The following is a 16,001-nucleotide window of genomic DNA, read 5'->3' as shown; positions in this document are numbered from 1 at the left end:
GGCCGGGAGGCCACGCCCACATGAAAGCTGCGGCTTTCGCCTACGCCCGCGCGACCAGCGTCGTGAATGCGCTGGAGTTGCTCGCCGTGCATGGCGACAAGGCGAAGGTTCTGTCGGGCGGCCAGAGCCTGATGCCGGCGATGAACCTGAGGCTTCTATCCCCGGAGATTTTGGTCGATATCGGCGGCCTCGCCGAGTTGCGCGGCATTGCCATGAGAGGAGATGTCCTCGTCGTTGGCGCGCTGACCCGGCATGTCGACTTGCTCAGATCGCCGGAGATTGCGCTGAACGCTCCGCTGCTGCGGGATGCCGTCAGCCACGTTGCCCATCCCGCAATCCGCAACCGCGGAACGATTGGCGGTAGCCTCGCTCACGCCGATCCCGCGTCGGAGCTGCCGGCCTGTGTCGTAGCGCTTGACGCAACGATCGTTGCTCGCGGTCCGACGGGCGAACGGCGGATTGCTGCGACCGAATTTTTCAAAGGAATTTACGAAACGGCACTATCGCCGGACGAATTGCTCGTCGCGATCGAGGTGCCGGTCATAGGCCAAGGCTCGACGTTCTTTTTTCAGGAATATGCCCGGCGGCACGGCGACTATGCCGTCGTTGGTCTTGCCGCGCGCGCTGTTGTTGCTGCTGGCCGGTTCTCGGATCTTCGGCTGGGCTTCTTTGCCGTTGGCGATCGGCCTCTGCTCGCAGCCGCTGCTGGCAAGCTGATCAATGCATCCGTGAATCCCGGATTGCTGGCGGAAGCTGCGACAGCGCTGACCAACGAACTCGACCCGCAGGAGGATCAACAGGCTACCGCGGCCATGCGCCGACACCTCGCGACCGTCTTGTTCCGACGCTGCGTGGCCGCTTTGCTCGCGCGGCCCGAGCTGGAAATGGGAGTGGCCAAGTGAGCGCTCCGGTATCGGTCTCGCTTCTGGTCAACGGCGAACCGATCGATGCCTTTGTGCTGCCGCGGCTCAATCTCGCCGATTTTCTCCGAGAGAATCTCAAGCTGACCGGAACGCATGTTGGTTGCGAGCACGGCGTTTGCGGTGCCTGCACCGTCCGGGTTGACGGCGAGATCGTTCGATCCTGCCTGATGCTGACGGTCCAGGCGCAGGGCGCGTTGGTCGAGACCATCGAGGGGGTGTCCGACAGCGGAGAAATCGCCGATCTCCAGGTGGCATTCCGCGAACGCAATGCGTTGCAGTGCGGTTACTGCACGCCGGGGATGCTGATAACGGCGCAGGATCTGCTGAAGCATTCGCCCGCACCTGATCGGCAAGCGATCCGCGAGCATCTCTCTGGCAATTATTGCCGCTGCACCGGCTATCAGGCGATCGTGGACGCTGTGGAGGCGACAGCCAAGACGCGTGCGGAGCGGGGGACATGACAGTGACCCATCCGCCTGCAGAGACACTTTCGGTGCTCGATCGCCCGAATTCCTATATCGGCAAGACGGTGCCGCGGCCCAACCTCGACAGGTTATTGCAAGGGCGCGGACAATACGTCAGCGACCTGGAATTGCCGCGGATGGCGCATGTTGTTTTCTTGCGGTCGCCTCATGCTCACGCCAGAATCGCGGCGATCGACGCCGACACGGCGCGGCGTATGTCCGGCGTCATTGCCATCGTGACGGGTCGGGAGCTCGAGGCTGTCATCACGCCGTGGGTCGGCGTGCTCTCGCATCTGAAGGGATTGAAGTCGGCGCCGCAGCACGCGATCGCAGTCGACCGGGTCTGCTGGCAGGGTGAAGCGGTCGCGGCGATTGTCGCGATCAGCCGTGCAGCGGCTGAAGATGCAATGGAGCATATTGCCGTCGATTACGAGGAGCTTGCGGCGGTCACCGACATGCGTACTGCGCTCGATCCCGCGACCCCTGTCATTCACGCCTCGCTCGGCGACAATCTTGCCTTTGAACGGACACTCGATGCCGGCGACGTCGACCACGCATTGTCGGAGTCCGAAGTCGTCGAGGCCGAATTCGTATTCGGGCGGCACACCGGCGTGACACTTGAACCGCGTGCAGTGGTTGCCGACTGGAATGCGGCTGAGGCGCGGCTCACGATCTACCAGGGCACGCAAGCGCCGCACATGGTGCAGAACATCGCGGCCCTGCATCTCGGGCTGAGGGAAGCGCAGGTCAGGGTGGTCTGCAAGGATGTCGGCGGCTCGTTCGGCATCAAGGTTCACATCTATGCCGACGAAATGGCGACATACGCGCTATCGAAGCTGTTGCGCCGGCCGGTCAAATTCGTGGCTGACCGTATCGAAAGCTTCAACACGGACATTCACGCCCGCGATCATCGATGCCGGGGACGGATCTGCGTCAGGCCGGACGGTACGATCACGGCCTTCGAGATCGACGATCTGACGGGGATTGGTCCTTATTCGATGTATCCGCGCACCAGCGCCATCGAGGCCAATCAGGTGGTCAATCTGGTCGGCGGGCCGTATGTCACGCCAAACTACCGGGCGCGAGCGCGCGTCGTATTCCAGAACAAGAACGTGATGTGCCAGTACCGGGCGGTCGGACACCCGATTGCCTGTTCGGTCACCGAAGGCCTGGTTGACCTTGCCGCGGCCAAGATCGGCATGGATCCCGCCGAGATCCGCCGGCGCAACCTGATCGCCGACGACGCCTATCCCTGTGCATCCCCCTCGGGCATGAAGTTCGAGCAGCTTTCGCATCATTCCTCGTTGGCCAAGCTGCTACAGATGATGGACTACGACGCATTGCGTGCCGAGCAGGCAGCCTTGCGAGCCCAGAACGTCTATCGGGGCATCGGAATCGCCAGCTTCATCGAGGTCACTAATCCCAGTGCCGCCTTTTACGGCGTCGGCGGCGCGAAGATTTCATCGCAGGATGGTGTTGCGGTTCGGCTCGATGCACAGGGCTCGGTGATCTGCCAGACCAGCATCACGGAACAGGGTCAGGGGTCGGAGGCGCTGACGGCCCAGATCGTCGGCAGCATGCTTGGTGTCTCGATGGACCGGGTCCGCGTGACCCTGGGCGACACCGACAATACACCCTACGGCGGCGGCACCTGGGCCTCGCGCGGCGCCGGCATCGGAGGCGAAGCCGCGTTGCAGGCCGCCAAGGCGCTGCGCCGGAACATTCTGGATGTCGCGGCGGCCATCCTGCAATCGACGCCGGCCGGGCTCGATATCGTCGACAACCGCATCGTCAATGCCGCCGACAGCGTGTCGCGGATCGAGCTGAGCGAGCTGGCGCGGATCGTCTATTTTCGACCGGACACCCTCCCGCCGGGCATCCGGCCTGAGTTGATGGCGACCCGGCATTTCGTGCCGCGCCAGTATCCCTTTGCGTTCACCAACGGGGTTCAGGCCTCGTGGCTCGAGGTCGATAACGAGACCGGGTTCGTGACGCTGCTGAAGCACTGGGTTGTCGAAGATTGCGGCACCATCATCAACCCGCAACTGGTCGACGAGCAGATCCGGGGCGGGGTCGTGCAGGGGCTCGGCGCGGCGCTGTTCGAGAAATGCATCTACGACGAGCGTGGTCAGCTGACCAACGCCAACATGGCGGACTATTTGGTCCCGATGTCCGGCGAAATGCCGGACATCGAGATCGGGCACGTGGTGTCTCCGACGCAGGAGTCGGAGCTGGGAGCCAAGGGGGCGGGCGAGGCGGGCACGGCCGGTGCGGCAGCTGCGGTTGCGAACGCGGTCAATGATGCGCTGCGGCCGTTCGGCGCAACAATTACCGAGATTCCGCTCACGCCTCAGGTTATCCTGACTTCCTTGGGACGAATCTGAGGTGGAGACGTTCCGGGCAAAGACAGGGCGATAAGCAAAACACGGACAGTTCTTGGGGAGGATAGTCATGACGAAGAAGGTCACCAAAGCGGGATCGATATCGCGGCGTCGTCTGCTGACGACGGCAAGCGCCGGCGCCGCTCTCGCCGTCTCGCCGTTTCGCATCAATCTGCTGCAGGCCGAGGAAGCGCCGATCAAGATCGGCTTCCCTGTTCCTCTGACTGGACCGTATGGCGCTGAGGCCCAGGATCAGGTGCGGGCCGGTCAGCTGGCCATCGCCCAATTCAATGACGCCGGCGGCCTCAACGGCCGCAAGGCCGAACTCGTCGTGCGCGACGACAAGCTCAATCCCGGAGAGGCCGCGACGCGGACGTTGGAACTGGTCGAGAAGGAGAAGGTGAATTTCGTCGTCGGCAGTCTGTCGGCGGCGGTTCAGCTCGCGATCAACAACGTGACCAAGGAACGCGGCGTCATCTTCAATTCGATCAGCCAGTCGGATGCCATCAATGAGGCGGCGGACTTCAGCAAGTACACCTTCCACGAAGCGCTGAACCCGCACATGACCTCAGGCGCCGTCGGCCGCTATGCCTTCGCCAAGTTCGGCAAGAAGGTTGCGTTCCTCACGGCGGACTACGCCTATGGTCACGAGATGGTTCGCGGCTTCCTCGAGGTCGGTAAGGAATTCAACATCGAGAACCTCGGCGACATCCGCCATCCGCTCGGGACGACTGATTTCTCGACCCTGCTGCCCCGTCTCCAGGCGCTGAAGCCCGACATCCTCTGCATCAGCAATTTCGGCCGCGACCAGCAGATCGCGCTGAAGCAGGCAACCGACTTCGGCATCAAGAAATCGATCCAGATCATTGCGCCACTGCTCTCGCATGCCAGCCGCGTCGCCGCGGGCCCCCAGGCATTCGAAGGCGTTGTCGGCGGCTGCTCGTTCTACTGGGGCATTGAAGACGAGTTCGCCTCGACCAAGGCGTTCAACGACGCATTCCGCAAGATGTATGACGGCAAGTTGCCCACCGATTATGGTGCGCTCGGCTATGGCGGCGTGCGGACCGCGCTCGAGGCGGTCAAGGGCGCGGGCAGCGTCGAGACCGACAAGGTTGTCGCGGCATTGGAAGCCCTGAAGTACGACTACTACAAGGGACCGCAATACTACCGCAAATGCGATCACCAGTCGGTGCAGTCGGTGCTCGTGATCAAGTCGAAGTCCAAGGACATGAAGAACGAGTCCGACGTGTTCGAGGTCCTGTCGACCGAAGAACCTAACGAGAAGTACGTGCGCGCCTGCGAGGCGCTCGGTCACAAGAGCTGAGCCATGCGCCGGCGCGCGCTGCAAGGCGCTGCGCGTCGTGCCGAGGGGGACAAATGGCGGGCCTGAGCTTTGACCTGATTGCGCTGCAGCTGTTTGCCGGGTTGGCGCTCGGCGCAATCTACGTGCTGTTTGCGATCGGCCTCTCGCTGATCTTCGGGATGTTGACGGTCGTCAACTTCGCCCATGGCGCCTTCTACATGGTCGGCGCCTATGTCGGACTCTATCTGATCTCGATCGGGGGCAATTTCTGGATTTGCCTCGTGGCTGTGCCGATCGCGATCGGACTGTTCGGCCTTGTCGTCGAGCGCGTGCTGATCCGGCCGCTTTACGGCCGCGGTATCGACTATCCGTTGTTGCTGACCTTCGGGCTCAGCTACGTGATGGTCGAATGCGTGCGCATTGCCTTTGGCAAGACCGGCTATCCCTTCGATACGCCCGAGGTTTTGCAGGGCGCCGTCGACATCGGTGTCGGCTATTTCCCGCTCTACCGTCTGTTCGTGATAGCCGCGACGGCCGTCGTCCTGCTGGCGTTGTGGCTGTTTCTGGAAAAGACCAGCTTCGGGTTGATCATCCGCGCAGGTGCGCGCGATCCCCAGATTGTTCGCATTCTTGGGGTCGATGTTTCCAGGGTCTGGTTGATCGTGTTCGGGATAGGCACCGCGATTGCGGGCTTCGCCGGCCTGTTGGCGGCCCCGCTTCAGGGCGTCATTCCGGAGATGGGCGGCACGATTCTCGCCGAGGCGTTCGTGGTGACGGTCGTTGGAGGGATGGGGTCGATCGGCGGCGCCGTACTGGCGGGCCTCCTGGTCGGTGTGGTGGTCAGCATGACCTCGCTGTTTGCCCCCGAGATGGCCAAGGTCTCGATCTTTGCCCTGATGGCGATCGTCCTCATTGTCCGTCCTCAGGGCTTTTTCGGCCGCGCCGGATTGATGAGCTGAGCCCGCCATGACCGAAACCACTCAATCGATCAAACAGCCTCGTGCCACGGCGGGTGGCTGGTACGAGTTCGCAACGCGACATCGCGCCAGCATTGTTGCGGCGGTCATCCTGATCTTCCCGTTGGTGATGCCGTTCACGGCGCTCGCCGTGAACATTCTGATCTATGGCCTGTACGCCCTCGGATTCAACCTCGTGTTTGGTTATCTGGGTCTCTTGTCGTTCGGGCATGCGGCGCTGTTCGGAACCGGTGCCTATCTCTGCGGCATCGCCATCGTGCACTTCGGTTGGCCGTGGTACGCGGCGATTGCGGCCGGGATCGCCGGTGGCCTGCTCATGGCACTGTTGATCGGCGTGCTCGCGATCAGGACCCGCGGCATCTACTTCGCCATGGTCACAATGGCTCTGTCGCAGTGTGTCTATTACCTGTTCTATCAGGCGGTTGATTTGACCGGCGGCGAGAATGGCCTCCGCGGCATCAATGTCCGCACCATCGATTTGTTCGGCTTGCGGATCGATTTCATCAATCCGATGATCCGGTATTACGTCATCGCGGCTTTTGTGATCGCCGCATTCTTCGTGATGTCGCGTATTCTTGCCTCGCCCTTCGGTGCCGTCATTGAAGCGGTGCGGGAGAACGAGATGCGTGCCCGCGCATCGGGCTATGACGTCACCCTGACGCGCTTGCTGACCTTCGTCCTGTCGGGCGGTTTCTGTGGTCTCGCGGGTGCGTTGCAGGCTCTGCACCTGTCGATCGTTCCGATCGAGATCCTGCACTATGAGACGTCGGGCCTTGTCGTGATGATCGCGCTCCTGGGCGGCATGGGGACGTTCTTCGGGCCGATGGTCGGCGCGGCGGTCTTTCTGGTCCTGGAGAACATCGTCTCCGTGTGGACCGTTCACTGGCAACTGATCGTTGGCGCCATCTTCATTGCATGCGTGCTGTTCTTCCCCGCCGGCATCTGGGGCACGCTGATCGCGCGGGGTAAGCGATGAGCGCCGCACCCGGTCAAGCCAGCGAAATCATTCTGCGCACCAGAGGCGTCGGCAAGACGTTCGGGAAGTTTGTCGCTCTGAACAACATCTCGGCGGAGTTTTCCAGAGGAGCGATCACCTCCATCATTGGTCCGAATGGGGCTGGAAAGAGCACCTACTTCAACTTGCTGTGTGGCGCCTTTCAGCCGACGAAGGGCAGCGTTGAGTTCGAGGGCAGGGACGTTACCGGTCAGCCGCAGCACCGGTTTGCGCACATGGGGATCGCAAAATCCTTTCAGATCACCAGCGTGTTTCCGCAGCTCACGACGCGTGAGAACATCCGTGTTGGTCTGCAAGCGCTGGTATCGCGATACGACATCTGGCGTCCCCGCGCGCGTCTGACCGAGCTGGTCGAGCGGGCTGACGAATTGCTTGCATTGGTCGGGCTGTGGGAATCCCGAGAACGCGCCGCCAAGACGCTGGCGCATGGCGAGCAGCGGGCGCTGGAGATCGGCATGGCGCTTGCGAGCCAACCCCGGTTGCTGCTGCTGGACGAGCCTACGGCCGGCATGAGTCCGGAGGAAACCCGGACCATGATGGATCTGATCGTGAAGCTCGCCAAGGAGCGGACGGTCATCCTCGTCGAGCACAAGATGAAGCTGGTGCTCGGGATCAGCGACCGCATCCTCGTGCTGCACCACGGAGAGTTGCTCGCCGAGGGCACGCCACAGGAGGTCCGGCAGAACGAGGCGGTGAAACGTGTCTATCTCGGTCAGCGGGAGCACTGACAGGATGCTGCAGGTCAGCAAACTGAACGCTTGGTATGGGGCAAGCCACGCGTTGCAGGACATCGGTATCGAGGTGACCAAGGGCGAGATCGTTTGCCTGATCGGCCGCAATGGAGCCGGCAAGACGACGACGCTGAAATCGATCATGGGCTTGATGGGGCGGACACGCGGCTCGGTCACCTTCAAGGGTGAGGAACTGCTGCGCCAGCCGGCGCATGTGCGCTTCGCGTTGGGCCTGGCCTATGTTCCCGAGGAGCGTCGCATTGTGCAGGGCCTGTCGGTCCGGGAGAATCTTCGACTAGGTCTGGTCGCGTCACCTGCGAAGAAGCGGGAAGCCGAGCTGCTCGATGAGATCGCCGTGATATTCCCGCGGCTGGCCGAGCGCATGGATCAAGAGGCGGTCACGATGTCCGGCGGCGAGCAGCAGATGCTGGCGATCGCGCGGGCGATGATCGCAAAGCCTGACCTGATCATGCTGGATGAGCCTTCGGAGGGCATCATGCCTGTCCTGGTCGACGAGATGTTTGAGCTGTTCCGGAGCATGAAGGCGCAGGGAACGACGGTGCTGCTGGTCGAGCAAAACGTCGAACTCGCGCTGGGTATCGCCGATCGCGCCTACGTCCTGGATCAAGGCTCGGTGGTGCATCAGGCGTCGGCGCAAGCGCTGCTGGCCGATGAGGAGATCAAGGAGCGATACTGCTCCGTGTGAGCAGGCGTTCCAGGGAGTGCACCTGCGCGCGGCCCGGAACGGACCTCACTCGGCAACGCGCGCGATCGCGTCGGCCTTGCGATTGGTGACGACAACCTTGATCGCGTCGTCGACACGATCCCGCGCATATCTGAGCGCCGTCGGCAGGTCGGCCAGCGGAAACGTGTGCGTGTGGATGCCGCGAGCATCCGATGGCGAGCATGGGGCTGCCGGGTCTGCTTTGCTGCACGGCAGCAAGCGCGTCGCAAAACGTTCATACGTGGCCTATACTTGGTCGCCCGGTTGATGTTGAAATCCCAATTGCATCCTCTCCCAGACCGGAGCCTGCCATGAAGACCGTCCGCCTTGTCCTTGCGTTGCTGGCGCTGACACTGATCGCGCCGTGGCAATCTGCCAAGGCAGCCGACGTGATCTGCTACAATTGCCCGCCGGAATGGGCCGATTGGGCCTCGATGCTGAAGGCGATAAAGGCGGACCTCAACTACGATATCCCGCATGACAACAAGAACTCCGGCCAGGCACTGGCCCAAATCCTGGCCGAGAAGAGCAATCCGGTCGGCGATATCGGCTATTTCGGCGTGACCTTCGGCATGAAGGCCAAGGCTCAGGACGCGCTCGAGCCTTACAAGCCGGCCCACTGGGATCAGGTCCCTGCAGGCCTCAAGGATCCGGATGGCTATTGGACCACGATCCACTCCGGCACGCTCGGCCTGTTCGTCAACAAGGATGCGCTCGGCGGCAAGCCGGTGCCGGCCTGCTGGAAGGACCTGCTGAAGCCCGATTACAAGGGCATGGTCGGCTACCTCGACCCGTCGTCGGCGGCTGTCGGCTATGTCGGCGCGGTCGCCGTCAATCTGGCGCTGGGCGGCTCACCCACCAATTTTGATCCGGCGATCAGCTTCTTCAAGGAGCTGCGCAAGAACGATCCGATCGTGCCCAAGCAGACGTCGTATGCCCGCGTCGTCTCCGGTGAGATGCCGATCCTGCTCGACTACGACTTCAACGCCTATCGCGCGAAGTATTCGGAAAAGGGCAACTTCGAGTTCGTCATTCCCTGCGAAGGCTCGGTGGTGTTTCCCTATGTCGTCGGTCTCGTGAAGAACGCGCCCGACAAGGAGAAGGCCAAGAAGGTGATGGACTATCTCCTGTCCGACAAGGGGCAGGCGATCTGGACCAACGCCTATCTGCGTCCGGCCCGCCCGATCGAACTGACGGCGTCCGTGAAGGGCAAATTCCTCCCCGACAGCGACTATGCCCGCGCCAAGAGCGTCGACTGGGGCGAGATGGAAAACGTGCAAAAAGCCTTCGTCGACCGCTATCTCGCCGAGGTTCGCTGAGGCAATATGGTGCCCTTCGCGGGGCACCATTCTTCCGATGTCGCAAAAGTCCTTCGTCTGGCTCTGCCTGCTACCGCTTGCGGTCGTGACCACGGCATTCTTCCTGCTGCCGATGGCACGGCTGGTGGTCGCAGGCGCCGAGGGGCCGCACGGGTTCGCTGGATATCTCGCGATCCTGACCGAAGGCCGCTATCGCGCGACGCTGATCAACACCGTGCTGCTGGCGGCGGCAACAACGATCGTCACGCTGATCGTGGCGACGATTGCCGGAATGTTCCTGCAGCGACACCGCTTCCCCGGGCGGGCCGTGCTGATCGCGATGCTGACCTTTCCGCTGGCCTTTCCGGGCGTGGTGGTCGGCTTCATGATCATCCTTTTGGCCGGACGCCAAGGGTTGATCGGTGATCTGTCGAACCGGATCTTCGGCGAGAAGTTCGTGTTCGCCTATTCGATCTACGGGCTCTTCCTGGGCTATCTCTACTTCTCGATCCCGCGCGTGATCCTCACCATCATGGCGGCCGTGCAGAAGCTCGATGTCGGTCTGGAGGAAGCGGCACGTTCGCTTGGCGCCGGCCCGTGGGCGGTGCAGCGCGATGTCGTGTTGCCGGCGCTCGCGCCGGCGTTCGTTGCGTCCGGCGCGATCGCATTTGCGACCGCGATGGGGGCCTTCGGGACCGCCTTCACGCTGGCAACCAACATCGACGTATTGCCGATGCTGATCTACACCGAGTTCACGCTGGCCGCCAATTTCGCGACGTCGGCCGCGCTGTCGGTCGGGCTCGGCCTGATTACCTGGCTCATCCTGGCGCTTGCCCGCACGTTCAGCGGCAGCGCGGTCGCGGCGGCAGGGTGAAGCATGCGCGATCGCCTGATCTTCACCGGCCAGTTGATCTTCACGCTGCTCGTTGCGGCATTCCTGGTGGTGCCCGCAGGGCTTTCGATCTCCGCCGGCGTCACCGTGAATTATTTCCGCGGCATCCAGTCCGGCGTGACGCTGCAATGGGTCGCGCAGGTCTGGGAGCTCTATGCCAGCACCATTCTGCTCTCCTTCGTGATCGCGTTCGCGACACTTGCGGTCACGCTGCTCGCGGGTGTTCCCGCAGCCTACGCGCTGCATGCGCGAGGAGGCCGGCTTGCCCGCATCGTCGAGGAGATCATCACGCTGCCGCTGGCGATCCCGGGGCTTGCGATCGCACTTGCCTTGCTGCTCGCCTATGGGAGCTTTGGTGACTTCCGCCGTTCCTGGCTGTTCATCCTGGTCGGCCACGTGATCTTCACCATGCCGTTCATGGTGCGCTCGGTCATGGCGGTGTTTGCGACCGTGGACATCAAGACGCTGGATGAGGGGGCGGCCTCGCTGGGCGCCTCGCCGTGGCGGCGGTTCTGCGATGTCATCGTGCCGAACGCGCTGCCTGGAATTCTGGCTGGCGCATTGATGGTGATCACATTGTCGCTCGGTGAATTCAATTTGACCTGGATGCTGCATACGCCATTGACGAAGACGCTGCCGATCGGGCTCGCGGACAGCTATGCCTCGATGCGGCTCGAAGTGGCTTCGGCGTATACGTTGATCTTCTTCGTGATGATCATTCCGCTCCTGGTCGCAATGCAGCTATTGGCCGATAGGGATCACAAGCGATGAATACGGCGGGGCACGGCGCAGCTGTGCGGATCGAGACGTGCGGCAAGACCTTTGCCGACGGCACGCGCGCGCTCGATCCCGCGACCCTCGACATTGCGCGCGGCGAGACGCTGGTGCTGCTCGGACCGTCAGGATGCGGCAAGACCACCATGCTGCGCATCATCGCGGGCCTCGAGCTGCCGGACGCCGGCGGCAAAGTGCTGTTCGACGGCAAGGATATGACCGCGGTCCCGATCGAGCGGCGCAATGTCGGGATGGTGTTTCAGTCCTACGCTTTGTTCCCCAACATGACGGTGGCGGACAATATCGCCTACGGGTTGAAGATTCGCGGCGTTGCCAGGGACGAACGTGCCGCGCGCGTCGCCGAGCTGGTGGCGCTCACCAACATCACCGGATTGGAGAACCGCCGTATCGACCAGCTTTCGGGCGGCCAGCGGCAGCGCGTCGCGCTGGCGCGCGCGGTTGCGATCCGGCCCGGAATATTACTGCTCGACGAGCCCCTGACCGCGCTTGATGCCGCCTTGCGGGACCGGCTGCGGAGCGAGCTTAACCGGTTGTTGCGAGCGCTCGGCATTACGACGATCTATGTCACGCATGATCAGGCCGAAGCCATGGAATTGGGCGACCGCATCGTGGTGATGCGGAAAGGTGCGATCGCCCAGATCGGCACGCCGCGCGAGGTCTACTTCGCACCGAAGGATCGCTTTGTGGCGGAATTCATCGGAGCGGCGAATATCGTGGAAGCTCCGATCGAGAACGGCATATTGGTTCTGCCCGGCGGGCGACTACCGATCGAGGGTGGTGCCACGACCGCGAACGCGACCGTCATGATCCGCCCCGAAACCATTCGCGTGACGAACGCCGGGGCGGAGGCGCTTTCGGGCGTCGTCGATTCCATCAGCTTCATCGGTGACCGGCAGCGAATTGTCGTGAGCGGTGCATCGAGCAAGCCGCTCAACGTTGACGCGCCCAACACGATCCAGGCCAAGGTCGGCGATCGAGTAGGGCTTTCGATCGGGGCCGACGCGCTTCGTCTTCTGCCTTCCGAACCCTGAGATTGATCGATGCCGTCGAAACCTGTCCTCATCGCCCAGATATCCGACCTTCACATCAAGCCGCCGGGAACGTTGGCCTACGGCCGGGTCGATACCGCCAAAGCGCTCGAGCGCTGCGTGGCTGAACTCAACGCATTCGAGCCGGCGCCCGATTTCGTTGTCATCTCGGGCGATCTTGTCGATACGCCGTCGGTCGAGGAATACGATTATCTCAAGCGACTGCTTGCGCCGCTGCGCATGCCGTTCGCCGGCATTCCCGGTAATCACGACTCGCGGGAGTGGATGCGCGAAGCGTTTCCGGCCGCGCCCTATGTTCGCGCCACAGGCCCGCTCGACCAGAAGATCGAGGTCAATGGTCTCGATCTCCTGCTGCTCGATTCGAGCGTTGCCGGTAAGCCTCATGGCATGCTCGAAGCGTCCACGCTGCAATGGCTCGACGAGGCGCTGGCCACCGCAGTCGACCGGCCGGCGCTGCTCTTCCTGCATCACCCGCCATTCAAAGGCGGCATTTGGCATATGGACCGGCAGGACCTCTTCAACGCCGACGAGCTGGCGGGAATCGTCAAGCGTCGCCCGCGCGTGCGCCTGATCGCGTGCGGTCACGTCCACCGTGCGATGTTGACCACCTTTGCGGGGCTTCCCGTGACAATTTGCCCCGCGCCGAACCATGCGGTCGACCTGGACCTCGGGCAGCTCCGCGAACCATCGTTCAAGGTGGAACCCCCTGCATTTCACTTGCACACGTGGTTTCCCGGACAGGATTTTGGACAGTTGGTGACGCACCAGGTCCCGATCGGTCGGTTTGACGGGCCGCACCCGTTCTTTGGCCCAGACGGCAAGCTGTTGTGAGTTGCGGCGTTGACCCTCGCACAGACGGGTTTTGCCAGGCGAGATCGTCGTTGCCGGACCGGATATTCCGGATCACGGGCGGCGACTGCCTGCAATTGAGCGTTGCATAGGCACGTATTTATTCCAAATTGTAGCTTGGATGCCTTCTAGCCCGATGCCGGCAGATCGGACCTTTTGTTGCTGTAGGCCCGGGGTGGGGTTATAGTCGTTTCCGCTTTCATTGATCGATGGCTCTGTCGGTGTCGCGCTGCTGGCGCGCCGATTAAACGCAACACAATCAGTCTGGATCACGATGACCGGTGCGCCGCCCATTGAACGAACTGCCGGCGCGCCGTTGTTTGCGAACAACAAGCTATCGGTGCTGCGCAAGCATCCCTATTTCGCCGATCTCGAGCCCGAGGCATTCGATCAGCTCTGCCGCTATGCCAAGCACATCACGCTGAAGCGCGGGACCACGATCTTCTCGAAGGGCGATCCGGGCACCAGCCTGATCGCGGTGATCTCGGGCACGGTGAAGATCAGCATCTCGTCGCCGGATGGCCGCAACGCCATTCTGAACCTGATCGAGGCGGGAGAGATCTTCGGGGAGATTGCGCTGCTCGACGGTCTGTCGCGGACGGCCGACGCCACCGCCAACACCAATTGCGAGCTGTTCGTCATCGACCGGCGCGAGTTCATTCCGTTCGTGCGCAGCCAGCCGACGCTCGCGATGAAGTTCATCGAGTTGCTTTGCGCGCGGCTGCGCTGGACCAGCGACCAGGTCGAGCAAGTGATCCTGCAGGACTTGCCGGGCCGGCTGGCCAGCGCGCTGCTGCGTCTCAGCGACAAGCACAAGCCGCAGGGGCGCACCATCTCGATCACCCAGCAAGAGATCAGCGAGATGGTCGGCATGACTCGCGAGAGCATCAACAAGCAGCTCCGCGCGTGGGCGACGCGCGGCTGGGTCAGGCTCGAGCATGGCGCGATCGTGGTGCTGAAGCCCGAGTCGCTTCAGGAACTGGTCGACGCTGGGGCTGACGACGGCGAGTAGCGACGCCCGCCGCTCGTCAACCCTGCACTTCACGAAATGGTGAGCCGGACAAAGCCTGTGAAATCATTCACATCGGCCTTGCGTGCCCTGCGGTAAGTGACCCCCAGGTGGATCACATCCGCACCGTGGAGGAATCCATGCACGGCTCTTTCGACAACCGACCGCAGGACCCAAGTAGCAACTACGGGAGCTTCAGCATCAAGCTGATCGCATTGCCCGTGCTCGTGATCGTCGCCTTGATCGGGATGCTGGTCAGTCATCCCGCCGCGGTCAAATGGATATCGGATGCGGCGCAAGCTGAGTTCGTAGGCACCGACACCGTCGACACCAACCCGCTGCCGAGGATCGCGCAGCCGGCGCCCACCACTTTGCCGCGCAATGAGATGCGGACGGTGAAAGCCAACTGATGCTTGATGCCGTCGTCGCGCATCAGGCGCGACAACGGCAATTCAGATCGTCCAATGGTCGGCCGCGATCCTTACGCGGTAACGTCGAGCAGCTTCGCTGCGGTCCGGCCGAGAATGTTCGCCTTGTCGTCGTCGCTCAGCGACGCGCAGGCGAAGATGTGGTCGACCGGCGTCAGTTGCCTTGGATAGGGATAGTCGCTGCCCAGCACGATCTGGCCGGCACCGACCTGGGCGGCGAGGTGCCGGATCGCCTCCGGCGTGAAGATCAGGGAGTCGAAGTAGATCTGCTTGAGATATTCGGTCGGCTCCTTCTGAAGCTTGATCTCCGGATTGCATCCCTTCGGTCCGACCATGCAAGGATGGTCCGAGCGATCGGCATAGGAGGGGAAGTACCCGCCGCCATGCGCGGCGATGATCTTCAGTCCCGGGAAGCGGTCGAGCGTGCCCTCGAAGATCAAATGCGAGAGCGCGATCGTGGTCTCGAGCGGATTGCCGATCGTGTTGCCGAGCCAGCCGTTGCCGGAGAGCCGCTTGTTGAGCTCGGGAACGCCCTGCGGATGGATGAACAGGGGGACGCCGAGTTCCTCGGCCTTGGCCCACACCGGATGAAACCTGCGATCGGAGAATTCGACGCCATCGACGACGCCGCCGATCGCCGCGCCCTTTAGCCCCTGCTTCTTCACCGCCGTCTCCAACTCCTGCACCGCAAGGTCTGGCGCCTGCAATGTCAGCGAGGCGAAGGCCGCGAACCGCTCGGGCTTCGAGGCGCAGAGTTCCGCGAGCCTTTCATTCTGGATCTTCACGATCTTGCCGGCGAGGTCGCGATCGCGGTCGTACCAGAACGGATTGATCGAGAGCACCTCCAGATCGACGGCCTGCGCGTCCATCGCCGCCAGGCGCTTGTCGATCTCGATGAAGGCCTCCGTGGCGCCATTGACCGGCGGCAGTTGATATTTTTCGGCGTCGGCACCGAGCAGCGCTCCCGCCTCGCGGAAGTGGCAATGCGCGTGAATGTCGATCGTCTTGACGCGCTTGCCGTCGACGCTGACCGGCAACTTCTGCCGCGATGGCTGCGCATTCGCGTTGTGGACGAACCCGCAACCGCAGAACACGATACCTGCTGCCGCCGTCGCTCCCGCTTTCAGGAAATCACGCCTTGTAGTCATGACGATCGCCTCCCT

At 62.6% G+C, this 16,001-nt stretch carries 16 protein-coding genes; 15 read left to right on the top strand and 1 reads right to left on the bottom strand.

Annotation, left to right across the window (positions count from 1 at the left end; genetic code table 11):
* The first annotated feature begins 20 nt into the window (after positions 1–20).
* From QDT69_RS12145 to QDT69_RS12075, 15 genes are all read left to right on the top strand, one after another.
* Positions 21–902 carry a xanthine dehydrogenase family protein subunit M gene (locus tag QDT69_RS12145; protein WP_279706782.1) on the top strand — a complete coding sequence of 294 codons (882 nt, stop codon included), beginning with the start codon at positions 21–23 and terminating at the stop codon, positions 900–902.
* The gene (locus QDT69_RS12140; protein WP_279706781.1) at positions 899–1,384 is read left to right on the top strand and encodes a 2Fe-2S iron-sulfur cluster-binding protein; all 486 of its coding nucleotides are present in this window, start codon (positions 899–901) and stop codon (positions 1,382–1,384) included. Before QDT69_RS12145 ends, QDT69_RS12140 begins: the two co-directional genes overlap by 4 nt.
* Positions 1,381–3,771, top strand: a complete 2,391-nt coding sequence (locus QDT69_RS12135; RefSeq protein WP_279706780.1) for a xanthine dehydrogenase family protein molybdopterin-binding subunit — start codon at positions 1,381–1,383, stop codon at positions 3,769–3,771. The genes QDT69_RS12140 and QDT69_RS12135 overlap by 4 nt, the downstream gene beginning before the upstream one ends.
* Before the next feature lie 67 nt (positions 3,772–3,838).
* Complete coding sequence (locus QDT69_RS12130; RefSeq protein ID WP_279706778.1) at positions 3,839–5,092, top strand: ABC transporter substrate-binding protein; 1,254 nt, start codon at positions 3,839–3,841, stop codon at positions 5,090–5,092.
* A gap of 53 nt (positions 5,093–5,145) precedes the next feature.
* Complete coding sequence (locus tag QDT69_RS12125) at positions 5,146–6,030, top strand: branched-chain amino acid ABC transporter permease (protein ID WP_279706776.1); 885 nt, start codon at positions 5,146–5,148, stop codon at positions 6,028–6,030.
* Between the two features lie 7 nt (positions 6,031–6,037).
* A complete protein-coding gene (locus QDT69_RS12120; RefSeq protein ID WP_279706775.1) occupies positions 6,038–7,024 on the top strand; it encodes a branched-chain amino acid ABC transporter permease in 987 nt (328 codons plus the stop codon).
* Entirely contained in the window at positions 7,021–7,791 is a 771-nt protein-coding gene (locus QDT69_RS12115) for an ABC transporter ATP-binding protein (protein WP_279706774.1), read from the top strand. Before QDT69_RS12120 ends, QDT69_RS12115 begins: the two co-directional genes overlap by 4 nt.
* Before the next feature lie 4 nt (positions 7,792–7,795).
* A complete protein-coding gene (locus QDT69_RS12110) occupies positions 7,796–8,500 on the top strand; it encodes an ABC transporter ATP-binding protein (RefSeq protein WP_279706773.1) in 705 nt (234 codons plus the stop codon).
* A gap of 329 nt (positions 8,501–8,829) precedes the next feature.
* Complete coding sequence (locus QDT69_RS12105) at positions 8,830–9,837, top strand: ABC transporter substrate-binding protein (protein ID WP_279706772.1); 1,008 nt, start codon at positions 8,830–8,832, stop codon at positions 9,835–9,837.
* Positions 9,838–9,874: 37 nt separating this feature from the next.
* Positions 9,875–10,690, top strand: a complete 816-nt coding sequence (locus QDT69_RS12100; RefSeq protein WP_279706771.1) for an ABC transporter permease — start codon at positions 9,875–9,877, stop codon at positions 10,688–10,690.
* Between the two features lie 3 nt (positions 10,691–10,693).
* Positions 10,694–11,479, top strand: coding sequence for an ABC transporter permease subunit (locus QDT69_RS12095; RefSeq protein WP_279706770.1), 786 nt, complete (start codon positions 10,694–10,696; stop codon positions 11,477–11,479).
* Entirely contained in the window at positions 11,476–12,534 is a 1,059-nt protein-coding gene (locus QDT69_RS12090; protein ID WP_279706769.1) for an ABC transporter ATP-binding protein, read from the top strand. The genes QDT69_RS12095 and QDT69_RS12090 overlap by 4 nt, the downstream gene beginning before the upstream one ends.
* 9 nt (positions 12,535–12,543) lie before the next feature.
* The gene (locus tag QDT69_RS12085) at positions 12,544–13,383 is read left to right on the top strand and encodes a phosphodiesterase (RefSeq protein ID WP_279706768.1); all 840 of its coding nucleotides are present in this window, start codon (positions 12,544–12,546) and stop codon (positions 13,381–13,383) included.
* A gap of 292 nt (positions 13,384–13,675) precedes the next feature.
* Complete coding sequence (locus tag QDT69_RS12080) at positions 13,676–14,413, top strand: Crp/Fnr family transcriptional regulator (protein ID WP_279706767.1); 738 nt, start codon at positions 13,676–13,678, stop codon at positions 14,411–14,413.
* A 107-nt stretch (positions 14,414–14,520) separates the two neighbouring features.
* Positions 14,521–14,820 (top strand): hypothetical protein, encoded by a 300-nt coding sequence (locus QDT69_RS12075; protein ID WP_279706766.1) that lies wholly within the window; start codon positions 14,521–14,523, stop codon positions 14,818–14,820.
* Positions 14,821–14,891: 71 nt separating this feature from the next.
* Here QDT69_RS12075 and QDT69_RS12070 read toward each other — a convergent pair whose 3' ends face one another.
* Positions 14,892–15,986 (bottom strand): amidohydrolase family protein, encoded by a 1,095-nt coding sequence (locus QDT69_RS12070; protein ID WP_279706765.1) that lies wholly within the window; start codon positions 15,984–15,986, stop codon positions 14,892–14,894.
* Positions 15,987–16,001: the final 15 nt, after the last annotated feature.

The sequence above is a fragment of the Bradyrhizobium sp. CER78 genome, from assembly GCF_029846235.1.
In the GTDB taxonomy this organism is placed as follows: domain Bacteria; phylum Pseudomonadota; class Alphaproteobacteria; order Rhizobiales; family Xanthobacteraceae; genus Bradyrhizobium.
The sequence above is the reverse complement of the archived record's forward strand: the minus strand, read 5'-3'. Positions and strand labels throughout refer to the sequence as shown.

What these genes read in the sequence shown, in the direction of transcription:
- QDT69_RS12085 (WP_279706768.1), top strand. Translation starts at nt 12,544, where the DNA reads ATGCCGTCGAAACCTGTCCTCATCGCCCAGATATCCGACCTTCACATC.
- QDT69_RS12130 (WP_279706778.1), top strand. Translation starts at nt 3,839, where the DNA reads ATGACGAAGAAGGTCACCAAAGCGGGATCGATATCGCGGCGTCGTCTG.
- QDT69_RS12105 (WP_279706772.1), top strand. Translation starts at nt 8,830, where the DNA reads ATGAAGACCGTCCGCCTTGTCCTTGCGTTGCTGGCGCTGACACTGATC.
- QDT69_RS12125 (WP_279706776.1), top strand. Translation starts at nt 5,146, where the DNA reads ATGGCGGGCCTGAGCTTTGACCTGATTGCGCTGCAGCTGTTTGCCGGG.
- QDT69_RS12070 (WP_279706765.1), bottom strand. Translation starts at nt 15,986, where the DNA reads ATGACTACAAGGCGTGATTTCCTGAAAGCGGGAGCGACGGCGGCAGCA.
- QDT69_RS12120 (WP_279706775.1), top strand. Translation starts at nt 6,038, where the DNA reads ATGACCGAAACCACTCAATCGATCAAACAGCCTCGTGCCACGGCGGGT.
- QDT69_RS12095 (WP_279706770.1), top strand. Translation starts at nt 10,694, where the DNA reads ATGCGCGATCGCCTGATCTTCACCGGCCAGTTGATCTTCACGCTGCTC.
- QDT69_RS12115 (WP_279706774.1), top strand. Translation starts at nt 7,021, where the DNA reads ATGAGCGCCGCACCCGGTCAAGCCAGCGAAATCATTCTGCGCACCAGA.
- QDT69_RS12135 (WP_279706780.1), top strand. Translation starts at nt 1,381, where the DNA reads ATGACAGTGACCCATCCGCCTGCAGAGACACTTTCGGTGCTCGATCGC.
- QDT69_RS12110 (WP_279706773.1), top strand. Translation starts at nt 7,796, where the DNA reads ATGCTGCAGGTCAGCAAACTGAACGCTTGGTATGGGGCAAGCCACGCG.
- QDT69_RS12145 (WP_279706782.1), top strand. Translation starts at nt 21, where the DNA reads ATGAAAGCTGCGGCTTTCGCCTACGCCCGCGCGACCAGCGTCGTGAAT.
- QDT69_RS12100 (WP_279706771.1), top strand. Translation starts at nt 9,875, where the DNA reads ATGTCGCAAAAGTCCTTCGTCTGGCTCTGCCTGCTACCGCTTGCGGTC.
- QDT69_RS12080 (WP_279706767.1), top strand. Translation starts at nt 13,676, where the DNA reads ATGACCGGTGCGCCGCCCATTGAACGAACTGCCGGCGCGCCGTTGTTT.
- QDT69_RS12090 (WP_279706769.1), top strand. Translation starts at nt 11,476, where the DNA reads ATGAATACGGCGGGGCACGGCGCAGCTGTGCGGATCGAGACGTGCGGC.